15 protein-coding genes are annotated in these 15,832 nt (G+C 69.5%); 12 read left to right on the top strand and 3 right to left on the bottom strand.

Annotation, left to right across the window (positions count from 1 at the left end; translation table 11 throughout):
• From NA4_RS41495 to NA4_RS22115, 6 genes are all read left to right on the top strand, one after another.
• Window positions 1–1,074: Kae1-like domain-containing protein (locus NA4_RS41495; RefSeq protein WP_169811090.1), on the top strand; the 1,074-nt coding region annotated here is incomplete at its 5' end.
• 16 nt (window positions 1,075–1,090) lie between these two features.
• Window positions 1,091–1,417, top strand: a complete 327-nt coding sequence (locus NA4_RS22135) for a HypC/HybG/HupF family hydrogenase formation chaperone (RefSeq protein ID WP_067473178.1) — start codon at window positions 1,091–1,093, stop codon at window positions 1,415–1,417.
• Window positions 1,414–2,526: a hydrogenase formation protein HypD gene (gene hypD / locus NA4_RS22130; protein WP_067473175.1), complete on the top strand. Its 1,113-nt coding sequence runs from the start codon at window positions 1,414–1,416 to the stop codon at window positions 2,524–2,526. Before NA4_RS22135 ends, hypD begins: the two co-directional genes overlap by 4 nt.
• A complete protein-coding gene (gene hypE / locus NA4_RS22125) occupies window positions 2,519–3,595 on the top strand; it encodes a hydrogenase expression/formation protein HypE (RefSeq protein ID WP_067473172.1) in 1,077 nt (358 codons plus the stop codon). Before hypD ends, hypE begins: the two co-directional genes overlap by 8 nt.
• 33 nt (window positions 3,596–3,628) lie before the next feature.
• Window positions 3,629–3,865, top strand: coding sequence for a hypothetical protein (locus tag NA4_RS22120; protein ID WP_067473170.1), 237 nt, complete (start codon window positions 3,629–3,631; stop codon window positions 3,863–3,865).
• Window positions 3,865–4,614: a DUF6390 family protein gene (locus tag NA4_RS22115; protein WP_067473167.1), complete on the top strand. Its 750-nt coding sequence runs from the start codon at window positions 3,865–3,867 to the stop codon at window positions 4,612–4,614. Before NA4_RS22120 ends, NA4_RS22115 begins: the two co-directional genes overlap by 1 nt.
• Before the next feature lie 74 nt (window positions 4,615–4,688).
• On the opposite strand, the gene lexA is transcribed toward NA4_RS22115, so the two are convergent.
• Window positions 4,689–5,417 carry a transcriptional repressor LexA gene (lexA, locus tag NA4_RS22110; RefSeq protein WP_373862814.1) on the bottom strand — a complete coding sequence of 243 codons (729 nt, stop codon included), beginning with the start codon at window positions 5,415–5,417 and terminating at the stop codon, window positions 4,689–4,691.
• Window positions 5,418–5,694: 277 nt separating this feature from the next.
• On the opposite strand from lexA, the gene NA4_RS22105 reads away from it, so the two are divergent.
• The 3 genes from NA4_RS22105 to nrdR all read left to right on the top strand — a co-directional run bounded on the left by NA4_RS22105 (window position 5,695) and on the right by nrdR (window position 8,219).
• Window positions 5,695–6,162: a hypothetical protein gene (locus NA4_RS22105; protein ID WP_067473164.1), complete on the top strand. Its 468-nt coding sequence runs from the start codon at window positions 5,695–5,697 to the stop codon at window positions 6,160–6,162.
• Between the two features lie 123 nt (window positions 6,163–6,285).
• Window positions 6,286–7,539: a hypothetical protein gene (locus tag NA4_RS22100; protein ID WP_067473161.1), complete on the top strand. Its 1,254-nt coding sequence runs from the start codon at window positions 6,286–6,288 to the stop codon at window positions 7,537–7,539.
• Window positions 7,540–7,748: 209 nt separating this feature from the next.
• Window positions 7,749–8,219 carry a transcriptional regulator NrdR gene (gene nrdR, locus NA4_RS22095; protein WP_067473158.1) on the top strand — a complete coding sequence of 157 codons (471 nt, stop codon included), beginning with the start codon at window positions 7,749–7,751 and terminating at the stop codon, window positions 8,217–8,219.
• A gap of 1 nt (window position 8,220) precedes the next feature.
• On the opposite strand, the gene hrpA is transcribed toward nrdR, so the two are convergent.
• Entirely contained in the window at window positions 8,221–12,348 is a 4,128-nt protein-coding gene (gene hrpA, locus NA4_RS22090) for an ATP-dependent RNA helicase HrpA (RefSeq protein WP_067473155.1), read from the bottom strand.
• Window positions 12,349–12,717: 369 nt separating this feature from the next.
• Entirely contained in the window at window positions 12,718–13,221 is a 504-nt protein-coding gene (locus NA4_RS22085) for a GNAT family N-acetyltransferase (protein WP_245671534.1), read from the bottom strand.
• Window positions 13,222–13,608: 387 nt separating this feature from the next.
• Here NA4_RS22085 and NA4_RS22080 point away from each other — a divergent pair, with 387 nt between their 5' ends.
• From NA4_RS22080 to NA4_RS22070, 3 genes are all read left to right on the top strand, one after another.
• Window positions 13,609–14,304, top strand: coding sequence for a DUF5134 domain-containing protein (locus NA4_RS22080; protein WP_067473152.1), 696 nt, complete (start codon window positions 13,609–13,611; stop codon window positions 14,302–14,304).
• A gap of 144 nt (window positions 14,305–14,448) precedes the next feature.
• On the top strand, window positions 14,449–15,057 hold the full coding sequence (gene sigK, locus NA4_RS22075; protein WP_373862815.1) for an ECF RNA polymerase sigma factor SigK: 609 nt from the start codon (window positions 14,449–14,451) through the stop codon (window positions 15,055–15,057).
• Window positions 15,050–15,781: an anti-sigma factor gene (locus NA4_RS22070; protein WP_067473146.1), complete on the top strand. Its 732-nt coding sequence runs from the start codon at window positions 15,050–15,052 to the stop codon at window positions 15,779–15,781. The genes sigK and NA4_RS22070 overlap by 8 nt, the downstream gene beginning before the upstream one ends.
• Window positions 15,782–15,832 lie beyond the last annotated feature (51 nt).

Here is a 15,832-nt window from a genome sequence, read left to right as displayed (position 1 = left end):
CCGCCGACGCTCGCGGTCGGCGCCGACCTGAAGAACACCTGCGCGGTGGCCGACGGCCGTTACGCCTGGCTCAGCCAGCACATCGGCGACATGGACGATCTGGCGACCCTGCGGTCCTTCGACGCCGCGCAGCGGCACCTCGCTGAGCTCACCGGGGTCCGCCCCGCGCAGCTGGTCGCCGACGCGCATCCCGGCTACCGTTCCACCGCCTGGGCGCGCAGGCACGCGGGCGAGCGATCGGTGTACACCGTGCAGCACCACCACGCGCACATCGCCGCCGTGATGGGCGAGCACGGACTCGGCCCCACCGAGCGGGTGGTCGGGATGGCCTTCGACGGCACCGGATTCGGTCCGGACGGTGCGGTGTGGGGCGGCGAGGTCCTGCTCGCGGGCTACAAGGGTTACCGGCGCCTCGCCCACCTGAAGTATGTGCCGCTGGCGGGCGGCGATCTCGTGGTACGCAGGCCCTACCGGATGGCACTGGCGCACCTGTGGGGGGCCGGGATCGAATGGGCGCAGGAGATTCCCGCGGTCGCCGCGTGTCCGGTCGCCGAGCGATCGGTGCTGGCCCATCAGTTCCGGACCGGGCTGGGCTGCGCGCCGACCTCGAGCATGGGCCGGTTGTTCGACGCGGTGTCCTCGCTGTGCGGCGTGCGGCACGCGGTCGACTACGAAGCCCAGGCGGCAATCGAGTTGGAGGGGCTGTCGCGCCGCGGCGAGGAAGGCGCCACCGAATACCGCTTCCACATCGACGACGGCGATCCCGCCGTCATCGATCCCGCGCCGGTGCTCACGGCCGTGGTGGCCGATGTGCGCGCTGGTGCACCGGCCGAGGTGGTGGGCGCGCGGTTCCACGCGGCCCTGGCCCGGTTGGTGCTCGATCTCGCAGTCCGCTACGCCGGGCCCGCGACCGTTGTCGCGCTGTCCGGCGGAGTGTTCCAGAACGCCCTGCTGCTCGCGCGCTCGTGTGCGCTGCTGCGGGACAACGGTTTCACCGTGATCACCCACCGTCGCCTGCCGCCCAACGACGGCGGCCTCGCGTTCGGCCAACTCCTCGCCGGCAGCGAGGGATGAGCGAAGGAGAACAACGATGTGTCTTGCGGTACCAGGCAAAGTGCTCAGCCTGCACGAGCGGGACGGCACGTTGATGTCGGTCGTCGATTTCGGCGGTGTGCACAAGGACGTGTGCCTGCAATACATCCCGGACGCGGCGGTCGGCGACTACGTCGTGGTCCATGTCGGCTTCGCGATCCAGCGGCTGGACGAGGAGTCCGCGCTGCGGACCCTGGCCGAGTTCGAGCACTTGGGCGTACTGAACGAGGAATTCGGCGACGGCTTCGAGATCGCCGCGAAGCAGGCGGGTGTGCAGAACCCCGCCGCCGAGCCACCACGCGAGGAACCGGAGGCGACGTCATGAAGTACCTGGACGAATTCAGCAACCCCGAGCTGGCCGGACACCTGCTCGAGCGGATCCGCGCCGCGACCAGCCGCCGCTGGGCGATCATGGAAGTCTGCGGCGGACAGACCCATTCGATAATCCGCCACGGCATCGACCAGCTGCTGCCCGACCAGATCGAGATGATCCACGGCCCCGGCTGCCCGGTCTGCGTCACCCCGCTCGAGGTGATCGACAAGGCGCTGGAGATCGCCGCGCAACCGGGAGTGATCTTCTGCTCCTTCGGTGACATGCTTCGTGTGCCCGGCAGTTCCAAGGACCTCTTCCAGGTCAAGAGCGAGGGCGGCGACGTGCGGGTGGTCTACTCCCCGCTGGACGCGCTCAACCTGGCCAGGGAGAATCCCGACCGCGAGGTCGTGTTCTTCGGCATCGGATTCGAGACCACCGCCCCGGCCAACGCCATGACGGTGTACCAGGCGAAACGGCTCGGTATCCGGAATTTCTCGCTGCTGGTATCACACGTGCTCGTCCCACCGGCCATCGCCGCGATCATGGAGTCACCGACCTGCCGTGTGCAGGGTTTCCTCGCCGCCGGGCACGTGTGCACCGTGATGGGCACCGACGAATACCCGCCGCTGGCCGAGAAGTACCGGGTGCCGATGGTGGTCACCGGCTTCGAGCCGCTGGACATCCTGGAGGGCATCCGGCGCACCGTGCTGCAACTGGAGTCGGGCAGGCACGAACTGGAGAACGCCTATCCGCGGGCGGTGTCCGCGGCGGGCAACCCCGCGGCGAAGACCATGCTGCAGGACGTCTTCGAGGTCACCGACCGGGCCTGGCGCGGCATCGGGATGATTCCGCGCAGCGGCTGGCGGCTGTCGGAGCGCTATCGCGAATTCGATGCCGAAGACCGGTTCGCCGTGGGTGACCTGCACACCGCCGAGTCGACGATCTGCCGCTCCGGTGAAGTGCTGCAGGGGTTGATCAAACCGAACGAATGCGCGGCCTTCGGCAAGCAGTGCACGCCGCGAAACCCGTTGGGCGCCACCATGGTGTCCTCCGAAGGCGCATGCGCCGCTTACTACCTGTACCGGCGGTTGGACCTGCCCGCGGAGGTGGCCCATGCGTGAGGACGTCACCGCCCCCGCCACGATCGACATGGAGGGCTGGGTCTGCCCGATGCCGCTGCGGGACTCGCCGAACATCGTGATGGGGCACGGCGGCGGCGGCGCCATGTCCGGCGAACTGATCGAGCATCTGTTCTTGCCCGCGTTCGGCGCGGCCGCGCACGCGGATATGGGCGACTCCGCGGTGGTCACGCTCGGCGGCGCACGGCTGGCGTTCTCCACCGACTCGTTCGTGGTCAAGCCGATGGTGTTCCCCGGCGGCACGATCGGCGAGCTCGCGGTCAACGGCACGGTGAACGACCTGGCCATGGCCGGTGCACGCCCGATGGTGCTGTCGACGGCGTTCATCCTGGAGGAGGGCACCGCGCTCGCCGACATCGCCCGCATCGCCCAGGACGTCGGCACCGCGGCCCTGGCGGCGGAAGTGCGGCTGGTCACCGGCGACACCAAGGTGGTCGACGCCGGGCATGGCGACGGTATCTACCTCAACACCACCGGAATCGGCTTGGTGGACTCCGGTGTGGACATCCGGCCACAGCGCGCGACCCCGGGGGACATCGTGCTGGTCAGCGGTGACATCGGCGTGCACGGCGTAGCGGTGCTCAGCTGCCGGGAGGGACTGGAGTTCGGCACCACCGTGCTCAGCGACACCGCGCCGCTGCACGGCCTGGTCGCCGCGATGCTGGCCACCGGAGCCGACGTGCACGTGCTGCGCGATCCCACGCGCGGCGGCGTCGCGGCGTCGCTGAACGAGATCGCGCGCGCGGCGAATGTCGGTGTGGCACTCGATGAGCGGCATCTTCCGGTGCCCGACGCGGTGCGCGACGCCTGCGGGCTGCTCGGACTGGACCCGATGTATGTGGCCAACGAGGGCAAGCTCTTGGCGTTCGTCGCGCCCGAGGACGCCGACCGTGTGCTCGCGGCCATGCGGGAACATCCGCTGGGCGCGCAGGCCGCGGCCATCGGCCGGTGTGTCTCGGAGCATCCCGGGATGGTGGTTGCCCGCACGGCGCTCGGCGGCACTCGCGTGGTGGATCTGCCTGCGGGCGAACAGCTTCCGCGAATCTGCTGACCCGGCGCGCCCGGCCGGGTCCGGAGCGAGAAGGTGAGGTGCGTCATCGTACGGATCGCCGACACTCGCGCGGCGTCGCCGGTCCCATCGGCCCGGCGGCAGCGGCGCGGCGTCGCCGGGCTGTCGGTCGCGGTCGCCCTGCTGATCGGCGCGCAGGAGTTGATCGCACTGCTGGCCGCGAAACTCGGCATCGCCGCCGTCGCGGTGTGGCGATTCGGCCGGCTCGACCAGCGGTGGGCACCCGACCGCCGCGGTGAAAGGGTCTGCTGATGTCCAGTCGCGGAGCGGAGATGTTCGCCCGGTATGCCTACGAGCCCAATCGGCTCGGCTACTGCGGGCCACCGGACGCGGCCGCCTTGCGAGACGGGTCGGATGAGCAAGTGCGTGCGGTGGCGCGCCGGTTCAGCGGCGCGTGGCCCTATCTCCAGGTGATGGCGACGATGACCGGCATCGCCGATCCGCTGGATCGCCGCCTGGTCGAGTCCTATTGGCTGGGCGGCGGGGTGGGCGCGGCGCTGGACCCCGCCGGGTTCACCGCCGAGCTGCTGGCACTGCTCGGCCCGGTCGCGGGCGGGTACTGGACGCATCTCACCCCGCAGCTGGCCGAGGAAGCCGGGGCCAACCACTGCTTCCACGTCTTCGGCGTGTACCCGTGGTCCCGGCTGCTCGGCCATGGCCACGAGTATCCGCTGCATGTGCTCGACAGTTGCCGGATCACCTGGGGGACGGTGCTCGACCGCACCGGCAACGAGATCGCGCTGCGTTGTCGCAGGCTCGGCTGGGACGGACAGCGGCTGGCGTTGTCACCGGAAACGGTGCAGCCCGTGCCGATTCGGGTGCACGGCTATGCGGCGGTGCCGGACGTGTCGGTGGGGGAGTGGGTCGCGGTGCACTGGGGGCGACTATGCGGACGTCTCGACGACGTGCAGGTGCGCGGCCTGGAAGCGGGCACAACGCGTCAGCTGGAAGTGACCAACCGGCGGCTCGCCCGCTCGACGGCGCGGCCGGTCACTCGGTGATGTGACTTGTCGTCCGGGACGATCAATGGCCGCGCGGATCACCACGCGGCCATTGTTGTTTCGCCTCGAGATGATCAGATCTTGCGGATGACCGTGACGACCTTGCCGAGGATCTGGGCGTCGTTGCCGGGGATCGGTTCGAAGACCGGGTTGTGCGGCATCAGCCAGACATCCTTGCCGGTGCGCTTGAAGGTCTTCACCGTGGCCTCGCCATCGATCATCGCCGCGACGATGTCACCGTTGTCGGCGACGTTCTGCTGCCGCACCACCACCCAGTCGCCATCGCAGATGGCCGCGTCGATCATGGACTGACCGACCACCTTCAGCAAGAACAGCGAACCGTCGCCGACCAGTTCGCGCGGCAGCGGGAAGACGTCCTCGACGGCCTGTTCGGCCAGGATCGGGCCACCGGCGGCGATGCGGCCGAGCACCGGGACGAACGTGGGCACCGGCCGATCGGCCTCGGCGACGGCCTCGGCGTCGCCCACCGGGGTGACCGGCAGGCTGGTCACCGACCGCACCACTTCGTCCAAGCCTCGGACGTCCACCGCGCGCGGCCGGTTGGGATCACGGCGCAAGTAGCCTTTGCGCTCCAAGGCCCGCAGCTGATGGGCCACCGACGAGGTGGACGTGAGGCCGACGGCGTCGCCGATCTCCCGGATACTCGGCGGGTAGCCGCGCTCGCTCACCGACGACCGGATCACCTCCAGCACTTTGCGCTGACGCACGGTGAGATCCGCCCCGGTCCCCGTCGAGTCGGCGCCGATGTCGGTCTCGTCACCCGTGTCGTCTGTGTGCCTCACCGCAACCGCCCTTTCCTGCTGTGCCGGCCGGTCCGCCCGGCGTGTGTGTTTCCTGGCTTGTCAAGTCTTCGGTCCTTCGAATCTAGTCCGGTAACGCCGATGTATCAAACATCTGTTCGACGTATGTCGGGCGTTTCTGGTGACTTCGCGGACCGGGCGTGGTAGAAATCGAACATCAGTTCTTCGAACACTTGAGCGAATAGAGCGGGAACAAGTGTTCGAACGGGCGAGTATCGGCTCGAACGGCGGCGGAGCACCCACTACGGAGGTTTGTCCGATGAGCACTGCGATCAGCGAGATCACCCCATCGATCGGCAAGACGGACGCGGCGCTCGACCGCCGCATCGCACACCTGGACGCGGCGGAGGACGATCTCGGGTATGACGCCGCCCGGCGACTGCTGCATAGCGGCGCGCGATCGCGGGCGCTGACGCCCACGCATCGGTCCGCGGTCGATCGGCGCCCGCGCGATTCCCGCCCCGGTGGCGGTGTGGTCGGATATGGCGACGGCGCAAGGGCTTTCGAGCGGCCGCGAGCCTCCGGCGCGCATCCGATGCGTCGCGTCGAGAAGGCGCAGATCGGGTTCGCCGCGCTCGCCGTCGCGGCGCTGCTCACCGCCTTGGTGGTGGGGGGTCTGATCGCACTGGCGCATGCGCGGGCGGGTGAATGGGGCGGTGCGTCCGGTGGATCGGTCCCCGCGGTGGTGGACGGTACCGCGGGGTACGGTGCTGAGCACCCGCGCTGACCGGGGGAAATCGGCCACCGGAGGCGGCCGGAATTGTTGATCGTCAAACTAGAACGTGTTGCTACCGTGCTGGAAACGTGATCTGGGCAACACCGCCCGAATGAGATCGGGACCTTTCAGCACATGACACTTCTCGCCCCGGGCCGCTCGGGCCGGGCCTTCGCCCGGGCGGTCGGATTGTCCCTGTGCCTTGTCTTCGGACTCGGCACGCAGCCGGCCGCGCATGCGGAGCCCGGGTACGCGGCCTACCTCGAACTGCCCTCCGTCAACGGGGACGGTGTGGGCGCGGGTGGCCTGAATCCCCTGCTGCCGCTGGACGAAGCAGTTCTTGCGGAGGCGCTGCGGCAGGCGCGGACCCACGGCGTCGCTCCACGCCGATATGCGACGCTGTTGCACCAGTATTGGTTGGTGGTCGCCACCCGCAACGCTGAAATCGACCTGGCGGCTTGGGATCCCGGTCGCGGCGCGCGGGCGAACGAACGCACGTTCAATCAGGTGTACGTCAATTACCTGCGACTGGCCACCCAGCATCCGGAGTTCTACTGGGCGGGCCTGGCCGGGATCGCGGGTGGGTCGTTTGCCTCCGGATTCTTCGACATGAGCGACGTGGGTGTCGTGCTCGACGGCCCCGGCATCCATCAGCTCGGCAACGCGGTGGCCGATCTGCTGCGCGCCACCCCGCCGGAATTGGTGCGGGCGCTGCCGGCGGACATCCGGCTGCTGGCCACCGAGGGCTCCCGGCTGAGCGCCGGGGACGTCGCCTGGTACCAGACCCGCTTGATGATCATGCAGAAGCACATCTTCACGGACCTGGTGCCTATGCACGAGGCGTACATCGCACTCGGGATGCGCGGCATCGACGAGATGTACGCGGCGGGCGTGCTCGACGACGACATCCGCACCGCCTGGCAGTCGATCGCCGCGGGCTCGCGGAACGGCTACATCGACGCGCTGATCCGGATGACCGACCGGGAGCAGAACCGCATCGTCGCCGACCAGTGGGACGAGACGGCGGCGGGCCGCGCACCCATGGGCCGCGTCCTGACCTATGTCAGCACCGTCGCCGGCAAACCCGGCGTCCCGGGCGTCCGCGCACCCGGTGTGTTCGCCCCGGCCACGGTCCGCGCCGACGTTCCTGGCCGTGTCCTGGCGCTGCGCGCACCGCTGCCCGACTTCAACTGGGCCGACCGGGAGACTCGCTGGGACTACATCACCGGTGACCTGGTCCCGCGCCACATCGATATGGAGTCCGACCCCGCAGTGGCCGGCGCCGTCCTCGGCGAGCCCTTCTGGAGCAAGCTCGCCCGCGGCCGGCTGGCGGCACGGCTGCCGGACCTGCTCACGGACCTGACCGGGCACTGGCAGATCGCCGGATGAGGGCGCCGATCCGGCCTCGACCGGGGGTGAGCGGGACGATCCGGGCACCCGGGCGGGTATTCTCGAAGTGTTATGCAGGTATTCCGCGTGTCGAACGGGGAATACTTGGTGCCGGGGTATAGACCTCTGTACACGTGCTCGCCGGAACGATCACCGCTATCGGTAGCCGGTCCGGACGCGAGCATGCGCATCGACGAAGGATTTCTCGGATGCATTGCCCGTACTGCCGACACCCAGACTCCCGGGTCGTGGACTCGCGCGAGGCCGACGAAGGCGCGGCCATTCGCCGTCGCCGCGCCTGTCCGCAGTGTGGGCGGCGGTTCACCACGGTGGAAACCGCGCTGCTGTCCGTGGTCAAGCGCAGCGGGGTCACCGAGCCGTTCAGTCGCGAGAAGGTCATCCGCGGCGTGCGCCGCGCGTGCCAGGGCCGCGAAGTCGACGACGACGCGCTGAACCTGCTCGCGCAGCAGGTGGAGGACACGGTGCGCGCCAAGGGTTCTCCCGAGGTGCCCAGCCACGAAGTGGGTCTGGCGATTCTGGGGCCGCTGCGCGACTTGGACGAGGTGGCCTACCTCCGGTTCGCCTCGGTCTACCGGTCGTTCACCTCGGCCGAGGACTTCGAACGCGAGATCCTCCAGATGCGCCAGGCGCGCGCCGAGGCGCTGTCGGCCGCCGACTGACTCAGCGCCGCAGCGCGGCGATGGCCTTCTCGATTCGCTTGGCGGAGACCGGGAATGGGGTGCCGAGCTTCTGTGCGAACAGGCTGACCCGGAGTTCCTCGATCATCCACCAGATGTCCGCGACAGCGGGCGCATTCCTGCGGTGCTCCGGTAGCGAACCGGACAGGCGGTCGTAGGCGCCCAGCACCCGATCGAGTTCGGCCATGCCCTGGCGATCGCGAACCGCCGAGCCGGGCAGCGCTTCCAGGCGCAGCACCGCGGCCCGCAGGTAGCGGGGGAGCTCGCGCAGCCTGGTGCTGCCCAGCTCGGCGACGAAGCCACGGAACACCAGGTTGTCGAGCTGGTCGCGCACGTCCTCGGCGATGTCACGTTCGCTCGTCCGGGCCAGCGCCACCGAAACCTGATGGGCCTGCGCCAGAATCGGCACCACCAAGCGAACGAAGCGCGCTACGGCGGAGGCGAAGTCCGGACGAATCCGGGCCACGAGAGCATCGAACTCCGCTGGGCTGCGGACCGGACCGCCCGCGGCTGCGAGCAGTTCGTCGGCGGCGGCCGCGCGGCAGTCTTCGATCAGCGCCTCCAGCGAGCCGTACGGATTCTGGCTCAGCGCAAGCCGGTCCGTGGGCGACAAGCCCGCGGTGGCGGTGCGGACCGCGGTGGGCAGCGCATGCAGCAGCAGCGCCCTGGTACCCAGGCGCATCGCGGCGGCTTGCTCGGCGGCGGAGCTCAGCACCCGGACCGCCACGCCGTCGCCTTCCGCGACCAGCGCGGGATACCCGGTGACGGTCTGGCCGGCCACTTCCCGGCGCACCGCCGGCGCGACGGTGCCGAGCGATTCGGAGGTCCACACCGTGGCGGGCGGGCGTTCCGCGCCCGCCGTCGCCCTGGCTACCGAGGCGGAAACTTGTTCGGCGAGCAGCGTTTTCAGTGCGGAGAGGCTCTTGCCACGAGCGATGGTCGTACCGTCGCCGCCGATGGCCGCGAAGGTCATGCGCAGGTGGTCGGGCAGCGCGGAGGGATCGAAGTCGGACGCGGCGATCGAGACCGAACCCAATCGGGACAGTTCCCGCGCGAGTCCGGTGCGCAGTGGCTCGGCGCGCGGCGTCAGCGCGGCCAAGGCGGCGCTGGCGAAATCCGGCGCGGGAACGACGCTGCGGCGCAACGTCTTCGGCAGCGTCTTGATCAGCGCCGCAGCCAGCTCCTCGCGCATCCCGGGTACCAGCCAGTCGAAACCGACGGCGCGGACGTGGGCGAGCTGTTCCACCGGGATGCGCACCGTGACGCCGTCGTCGTCGTTGCCCGGCTCGAACTGGTAGGTGAGCGGGAAACTGAGCTCGCCCTGACGCCAGGAGTCGGGGAAGTCCGCCGGGTCCAGGGCGGCGGCGCCCTCGTTGATCACTGTGGCGGAGGAGAAGTCCAGCAGCGTGGGGTCCGTGCGCCGCGCGGTGCGCCACCAGCTGTCGAAGTGACGCACCGAGACGATATCGGCGGGCAGGCGTTTGTCGTAGAACTCGTACAGGACCTCGTCGTCGACCAGGATGTCGCGGCGGCGCGCGCGGTGCTCCAAGTCCGCGACATCGTCGAGCAGCGCGCGATTACGGTGGAAGAACTCGTGCCGGGTCTGCCACTCGCCTTGCACCAAGGCGTGTCTGATGAACAGCTCACGCGACAACTCGGGGTCGATCCGGCCGTAATCGACGGGCCTGCCGGTCACCAGCGGAATGCCGTACAGAGTGACGCGCTCATAGGCGCGCGCCGCCCCCCGCTTGGCCGACCAATGCGGCTCGGAATAGGTTCTCTTGACCAGGTCGCCCGCGAGTCGTTCGGCCCATTCGGGCTCGATCTTCGCGGCCATCCGGCCCCAGAGGCGGGATGTTTCCACCAGCTCGGCGGCCATCACCCAGCGGGGCGGCTTCTTCGCCAGCGACGAACCGGGGAAGATCATGAACTTGGCGTTGCGCGCGCCGAGGAACTCCCTGGACTCCGCCTCCCGGACACCGATGTGCGACAGCATGCCCGCCAGCAGCGCTTGGTGGATGGCGGTGGAATCCCAAGGAACACCGTCGTTATCGGCTGCTGCCACGGTGGCCGACCGCTCGCGTGCCGCGCTGGTTCGCCCGTCGCCCCCGTGGCGTCTTCGATTGCCGGACTTGCGATCCGGCCCGGCCGCTTCGCCGCGCGCCGTCGCTGGTTCCGCGTGGGCGGACCATCCGAGGCCCTTGGTGATGGTGCGCAGTTGCCCGTGCAGGTCCTGCCACTCCCGGATCCGCAGATAATGCAGGAACTCCTCCCGGCACATACGCCGGAACTGGTTGGACGACAAGGTCTTGCGCTGCCCGCCGAGGTACTCCCACAGCCGGAGGTAGGCCAGGAAGTCCGAACCCTCGACGGTGAATCGCGCGTGTTTGGTGTCGGCGGCCTGCTGATGCTCGGCGGGTCGCTCCCGCACGTCCTGGATAGACAGCGCCGCCACGATGACCAGCACGTCGGCCAGGCAGCCGTTGCGGTGCGCCTCCACCAGCATCCGTGCCATCCGGGGATCCACTGGCAGCTGCGCCATCTCGCGCCCGATCGGCGTCAGCGACAAACCCGCATCGTCATCACGGCGGGCTGCTTTGCCCGGGCGGTCGCCGTCCGCCTCTTGCGCCGCAGCGACATTCGCTTTGCCGTCGCGTCGCGCCAGTGCCCCCAGCTCTTCGAGCAGGGCGATGCCGTCGCGTATCGCGCGACGGTCGGGAGCCTCTACGAACGGGAAGTTCTCGATGTCACCGAGTCCGAGTGCGGTCATCTGCAGGATGACGGCGGCCAGGTTGGTGCGCAGTATCTCCGGTTCGGTGAAGGCGGGCCGGGCCTGGAAATCGTCCTCGGAGTACAGCCGGATGCAGATGCCGTCGGCGACCCGGCCGCACCGCCCGGAGCGCTGCCGCGCCGATGCCTGCGACACCGGTTCGATCGGCAACCGCTGCACCTTGGTCCGCATCGAATACCGCGAGATGCGCGCGGTCCCCGGGTCGACGACGTACCGGATGCCGGGCACCGTCAGCGAGGTCTCGGCGACGTTGGTCGCCAGCACCACGCGCCGCCCGGTGTGCGGAGCGAACACCCGATGCTGCTCGGCGGTAGACAGCCTGGCATACAGCGGGAGGATCTCGGTGCGCGGCATTTTCAGATCGCGCAGCGCATCCGCGGTGTCGCGGATCTCGCGTTCGCCGGACAGGAACACCAGCACGTCGCCGTCGCCCGCGGCGAACAATTCGGTGACCGCGTCGCCGATCGCGTCCACCGGGTCCCGGTCGACGGTCCGGGTGTCCTCGTCGTCTTCGTCGCCGGCAGCCGGAAGTTCCAGCGCGAGCGGCCGATAGCGGATCTCCACCGGGTACGAACGGCCGGAAACCTCGACAATCGGTGCAGGAGTGCCTTTCTCGTCCGCGAAATGCCTGGCGAACAGTTCCGGATCGATCGTCGCCGAGGTGATGATCACCTTGAGGTCGGGCCGGCGGGGCAGCAGCTGCCGGAGGTAGCCGAGCAGGAAATCGATATTGAGACTGCGTTCGTGCGCCTCGTCGATGATGATCGTGTCGTAGCGGCGCAGCAGCCGGTCGCGCTGGATCTCGGCGAGCAGGATGCCGTCGGTCATCAGCTTGATCAGCGTGTGCTCGGAGGCCTGGTCGGTGAACCGCACCGTGTAGCCGACGACGTCGCCGAGTTCGGTACCGAGCTCCTCGGCGATGCGTTCGGCGACGGTGCGTGCGGCCAGCCTGCGCGGCTGGGTGTGTCCGATGGTGCCGCGGATACCGCGGCCGAGCTCGAGGCAGATCTTGGGGATCTGGGTGGTCTTGCCCGAACCGGTCTCGCCCGCGACGATCACGACCTGATGTGCCGCGATGGCCGCGGCAATGTCGTCGCGGCGGGCGCTGACCGGCAGCTGCTCCGGATAGCGGACCTGCGGCACGGCCGCGCGTCGCGCCTCGACCCGGAGTTCGGCCGCCGTGATCTCGGCTTCCACCGCGCTCAAGTCGCCATCGCGGGCCCGGTCGAGCCGACGCCGCAACCGGTGTTCGTCGCGAAGGGAGAGATTCGCCAGGCGGGTGCGAAGTTCGCGGGAGTCGGTTGCGGCTGTCCTGGTCATTTCCCGACCAGCCTAGCGAAGCCCGCCACCGGATTTTTTTCCCAGGCGGCGGGCGCGGTTGCCGAGCGGGTGCCGGGGGGCCCGCTCGATCCCGGTCGCTGGTCGCCGATATGCGAAGATCCGCCGAGGGAACGCGGATGCGGGCACGCCGCCGCTGCTTGCCGTAGGCCGTGCGGCTCGAGAACGTTTGCCCTGGTGAAGGTGCGCCACGGCAGACACCCCGAGCCTGAGATCCGGGGCGTAGCGAGCGGACCATTGGCATAGCCGCCTGCGCGGTCATGGCGGCGCCGAGCGTCAGCGAGCTGTGCGGTGTTCGCCGCGCACGCACGACCGGTGTTCGCCCCGACGCTGCGCCGCCTCTTTGCGAGGTCAGAGCATGCGGGTCATGAAAACGCTGTTGGGGTCTGGGCGGTAGTCACCGAAGGGTGCGCAGTAGTCGAAGCCGTGGGCCGCGTAGAGCCGACGGGCTGGCCGGAAGAAGTCGGGCGCCCCGGTTTCCAGGCTGAGACGCCGGTAGCCGCGGGCGGTGGCCTCGGCGATGAGATGGCGCAGCAGGGTGGAAGCGACGCCGCGGCGGTGGTGCGTCTCGGCGGTGCGCATGGATTTGATCTCCGCGTGCTCGTCGTCGAGACGCTTCAGCGCGGCGCAGCCCGCGAGGGTCTGCCCGTCCCATCCGGTCCAGAAGGTGATGCCAGGGTGGCGTAGCGCCGCGAGGTCCAGCGCGTGCATGCTCTCGGCGGGCGAGTGCGCGGCCATCTCGGCGAGGTGCTCGGTGAGTAGAGAAATGACGGCGGGGCCGGTCAGGTCGTCGACGGTGATGCGCAGCCCGCCGTTCTCCGTATCGGTAGCACACTGCTCGATCTGGCCGGACATTCGTCCATCATGGCGCGCCGTCCGGCCCCGCGCCCAGTCGGGGTTGGGTCGACCTGTCGATGCAGAGGCCAGGCCAGCTGAACCGCCGCGCGGTAGTGATCCCCCGTCAGGTGTAGTGCCCTTCTGGAAACGTTGTCGCGCACAGGAAATCGGGTCGTTACGGATGAGTTTTCCTGGCGTCGTGGGGATCTACCGTGCGCTGCTGTTCGGCTGCGAGCAGCGTGACCTGCCGGCACGGCGCCGGCCGCACCCAGCGAACCTCGGTTCACCGGCTGCGAGCGCGTCCAAGGTTAATGCGGCGCAACCGAAAAGGGCACCCTAACCCCCTCGGGATGCGAGCATGGAAGAGCGACGACCGGTGGTCGCCGTGATGAGAGGTGGTGGGGTGTGGCGCAATTCGTGCAGGAGTATGCCGTATTGCGGTGGATGGCGGTGGCGGCGTTCCTGATCGCGGCGGCGATCGTGCTGGCACGGGTGACGGCGGTCGCGGTGTGGCTGCCCGGTCGTCGGGTCGACCTCGCCGACGTAGCCCCGGAACCGCCTCCGCCACCGAGTACTTCGGGCGAGCATGCCGAATCCGACGCCGCCCATGTGGTGATGTGCTTGGTCATGCTCGGCATGCTGCTGTTCCCATCCGGCGCGAGCCCGCACGCGCTGCGCGGTGTGCTGACGGCGATGGCGGTGGTCTTCGCCGCGCTGCTGGTCACCCGCGCCGCCGAGCACGCCGCGCAGGAGCAACCCGTGCCGATCGACCGGTTGGTCCCGCTCGGGTACCACATCGTGGCCACCGCAGCGATGCTCTACGCCATGTCCGGTCACACCGCCGGCGGGCACGCGGGCGGTCCCGCCACCGGTCCTGCGCTCGGTCTCGCCGCGCTGTTCCTCCTGGACGCGCTGCTCGTCGCCTTCGCAGCCCGCAGCGGGTGGACGCTCGCGCACCAGCGGGGACCGCTCGGGATCCTCATCCGTTCCGGTGGATGCGTCGCCGCTCTCACCGGACCCGCCAGGCCATGGGCGGCGGTGCCGCACATTGTGATGGACGCGGGCACCGCCTACATGCTGGTCGCCGCGGTATCGGGTTGACCAGGGCGACCAATCCGGCTCCTGGTGCATACCGAACCCCTGTTTATGCAGGCAGGGGATTCGGCGATGAGCAACGAACACGGTTCTGCTTCACCACACGGGTCCGGCTATCCGGCGCGCGAGCGGGACGAACCCGACGACCCGATGCCCACGTGCCCGGCGCCCGCCGTGGGCGACCGGGCACGGGCGGGTCTGGCGAGCCGTGAACTGGCCGCGCTGCTGGCAGCGGCGGGCGCGGGCGACCGCGGCGCGTTCACCGAGTTCTACCAGCTCACCAGCCCGCGGGTATACGGGCTGACGGTGCGCATCTTGCGCAGTCACGCCGCCGCGGAAGAGGTGACCCAGGAGGTCTACCTCCAGGTGTGGTCGATGGCCGACCGTTACGACCCCACGCTGGCCAGCCCGGTGGGCTGGATCATGATGCTCGCGCACCGCCGCGCGGTGGACCGGGTCCGCGCGGAGAGCTCCGCCAGCAGCCGCGAGCTGGTCTACGCGCATGAGCAGCTGGGCCGCGCCCACGACGTCGTCGCCGAATCGGTGGCCCAGCGCATCGAAGAACAACAGGTGGCAGGCTGCCTGGACATGCTCACGCCCACCCAGCGCGAAGCGATCGTCCTGGCGTACTACAGCGGGCACACCTACCGTGAGGTCGCCGACCACCTCTCGGTCCCCCTGCCCACGATCAAGACCCGCATCCGCGACGGGTTGAAGCGATTGGAGAAATGTTTGTCCGGGGAAGGCACCGATGGTTGACACCTCGCCGCGCGCGGACGCGGACCTCATCGACCTCGCCTATCCGTGTGCACTGGACGCGGTCGCCGATATCGAACGCAGGCATATCGATGCTCGGCTGGCGGCCGCCGACCCAGCCGTGCGTCAGGCATTCTCCGACACCGTCTGGCAGGTGCGCGAGATCATGGGACGGCTGGCCGTGCTCGACGAGCACGCGCCGCCACCGGAACTGGAACGCCGCATTCTGGCGGCGTTGCCCGACCGTGGCACCGGAGAACCGGTCACCCGGATCTCGTCGTGGCGGCGGCCGCCGCGGTGGGCTGTCGCGGTAGCCGCCGCGGCATGCCTCGTGCTCGGCACCACCGTGGTGACCTCCCGATTCGTCGACTCGCCGCCGGCACCGACCGCGGCGAACCAGGTCGACGTCCAGCAGGATACGCAGACCGTGCGCGGGTCGGTCGCCGGTGGCGGCACGCTGCTTGTGAACGTCTCGCCGGAGCTCGGGCGTGCGGTCGTCGTTTTCGACCAGGTCGCGCCGCCGCCACCGGGGCAGGTGCATCAAGTGTGGCTGGTGGGCTCCGACGGGCAGCCACGGTCGGTCGGGGTGCTGAGCGACACACCATCGGCCGATCGGCCGTTCGTGACGGAATTCCGGTCGGACGAGCTGCTCGCGGTGAGCATCGAACCGGCGGGCGGTTCGGACGCGCCGAGCGCCGAGCCGATCGTCGGCGTGCCGCTGCCGTGAGCGAGCGTCAGCGAGTGAACCGGGGACGCAGCGCGCTCTCGCGGACGACGG

It is taken from the genome of Nocardia amamiensis NBRC 102102, assembly GCF_001612745.1.
Lineage (GTDB): Bacteria > Actinomycetota > Actinomycetes > Mycobacteriales > Mycobacteriaceae > Nocardia > Nocardia amamiensis.
This window is presented reverse-complemented; position numbering and strand designations above follow the sequence as displayed.

Coding starts and splice junctions, on each gene's coding strand:
- NA4_RS22105 (WP_067473164.1), top strand. CDS start 5,695: ATGAGCACTGCGATCAGCGAGATCACCCCATCGATCGGCAAGACGGAC.
- hypD (WP_067473175.1), top strand. CDS start 1,414: ATGAAGTACCTGGACGAATTCAGCAACCCCGAGCTGGCCGGACACCTG.
- NA4_RS22100 (WP_067473161.1), top strand. CDS start 6,286: ATGACACTTCTCGCCCCGGGCCGCTCGGGCCGGGCCTTCGCCCGGGCG.
- sigK (WP_373862815.1), top strand. CDS start 14,449: ATGCCCACGTGCCCGGCGCCCGCCGTGGGCGACCGGGCACGGGCGGGT.
- hrpA (WP_067473155.1), bottom strand. CDS start 12,348: ATGACCAGGACAGCCGCAACCGACTCCCGCGAACTTCGCACCCGCCTG.
- nrdR (WP_067473158.1), top strand. CDS start 7,749: ATGCATTGCCCGTACTGCCGACACCCAGACTCCCGGGTCGTGGACTCG.
- NA4_RS22135 (WP_067473178.1), top strand. CDS start 1,091: ATGTGTCTTGCGGTACCAGGCAAAGTGCTCAGCCTGCACGAGCGGGAC.
- NA4_RS22070 (WP_067473146.1), top strand. CDS start 15,050: ATGGTTGACACCTCGCCGCGCGCGGACGCGGACCTCATCGACCTCGCC.
- NA4_RS22115 (WP_067473167.1), top strand. CDS start 3,865: ATGTCCAGTCGCGGAGCGGAGATGTTCGCCCGGTATGCCTACGAGCCC.
- NA4_RS22085 (WP_245671534.1), bottom strand. CDS start 13,221: ATGTCCGGCCAGATCGAGCAGTGTGCTACCGATACGGAGAACGGCGGG.
- hypE (WP_067473172.1), top strand. CDS start 2,519: ATGCGTGAGGACGTCACCGCCCCCGCCACGATCGACATGGAGGGCTGG.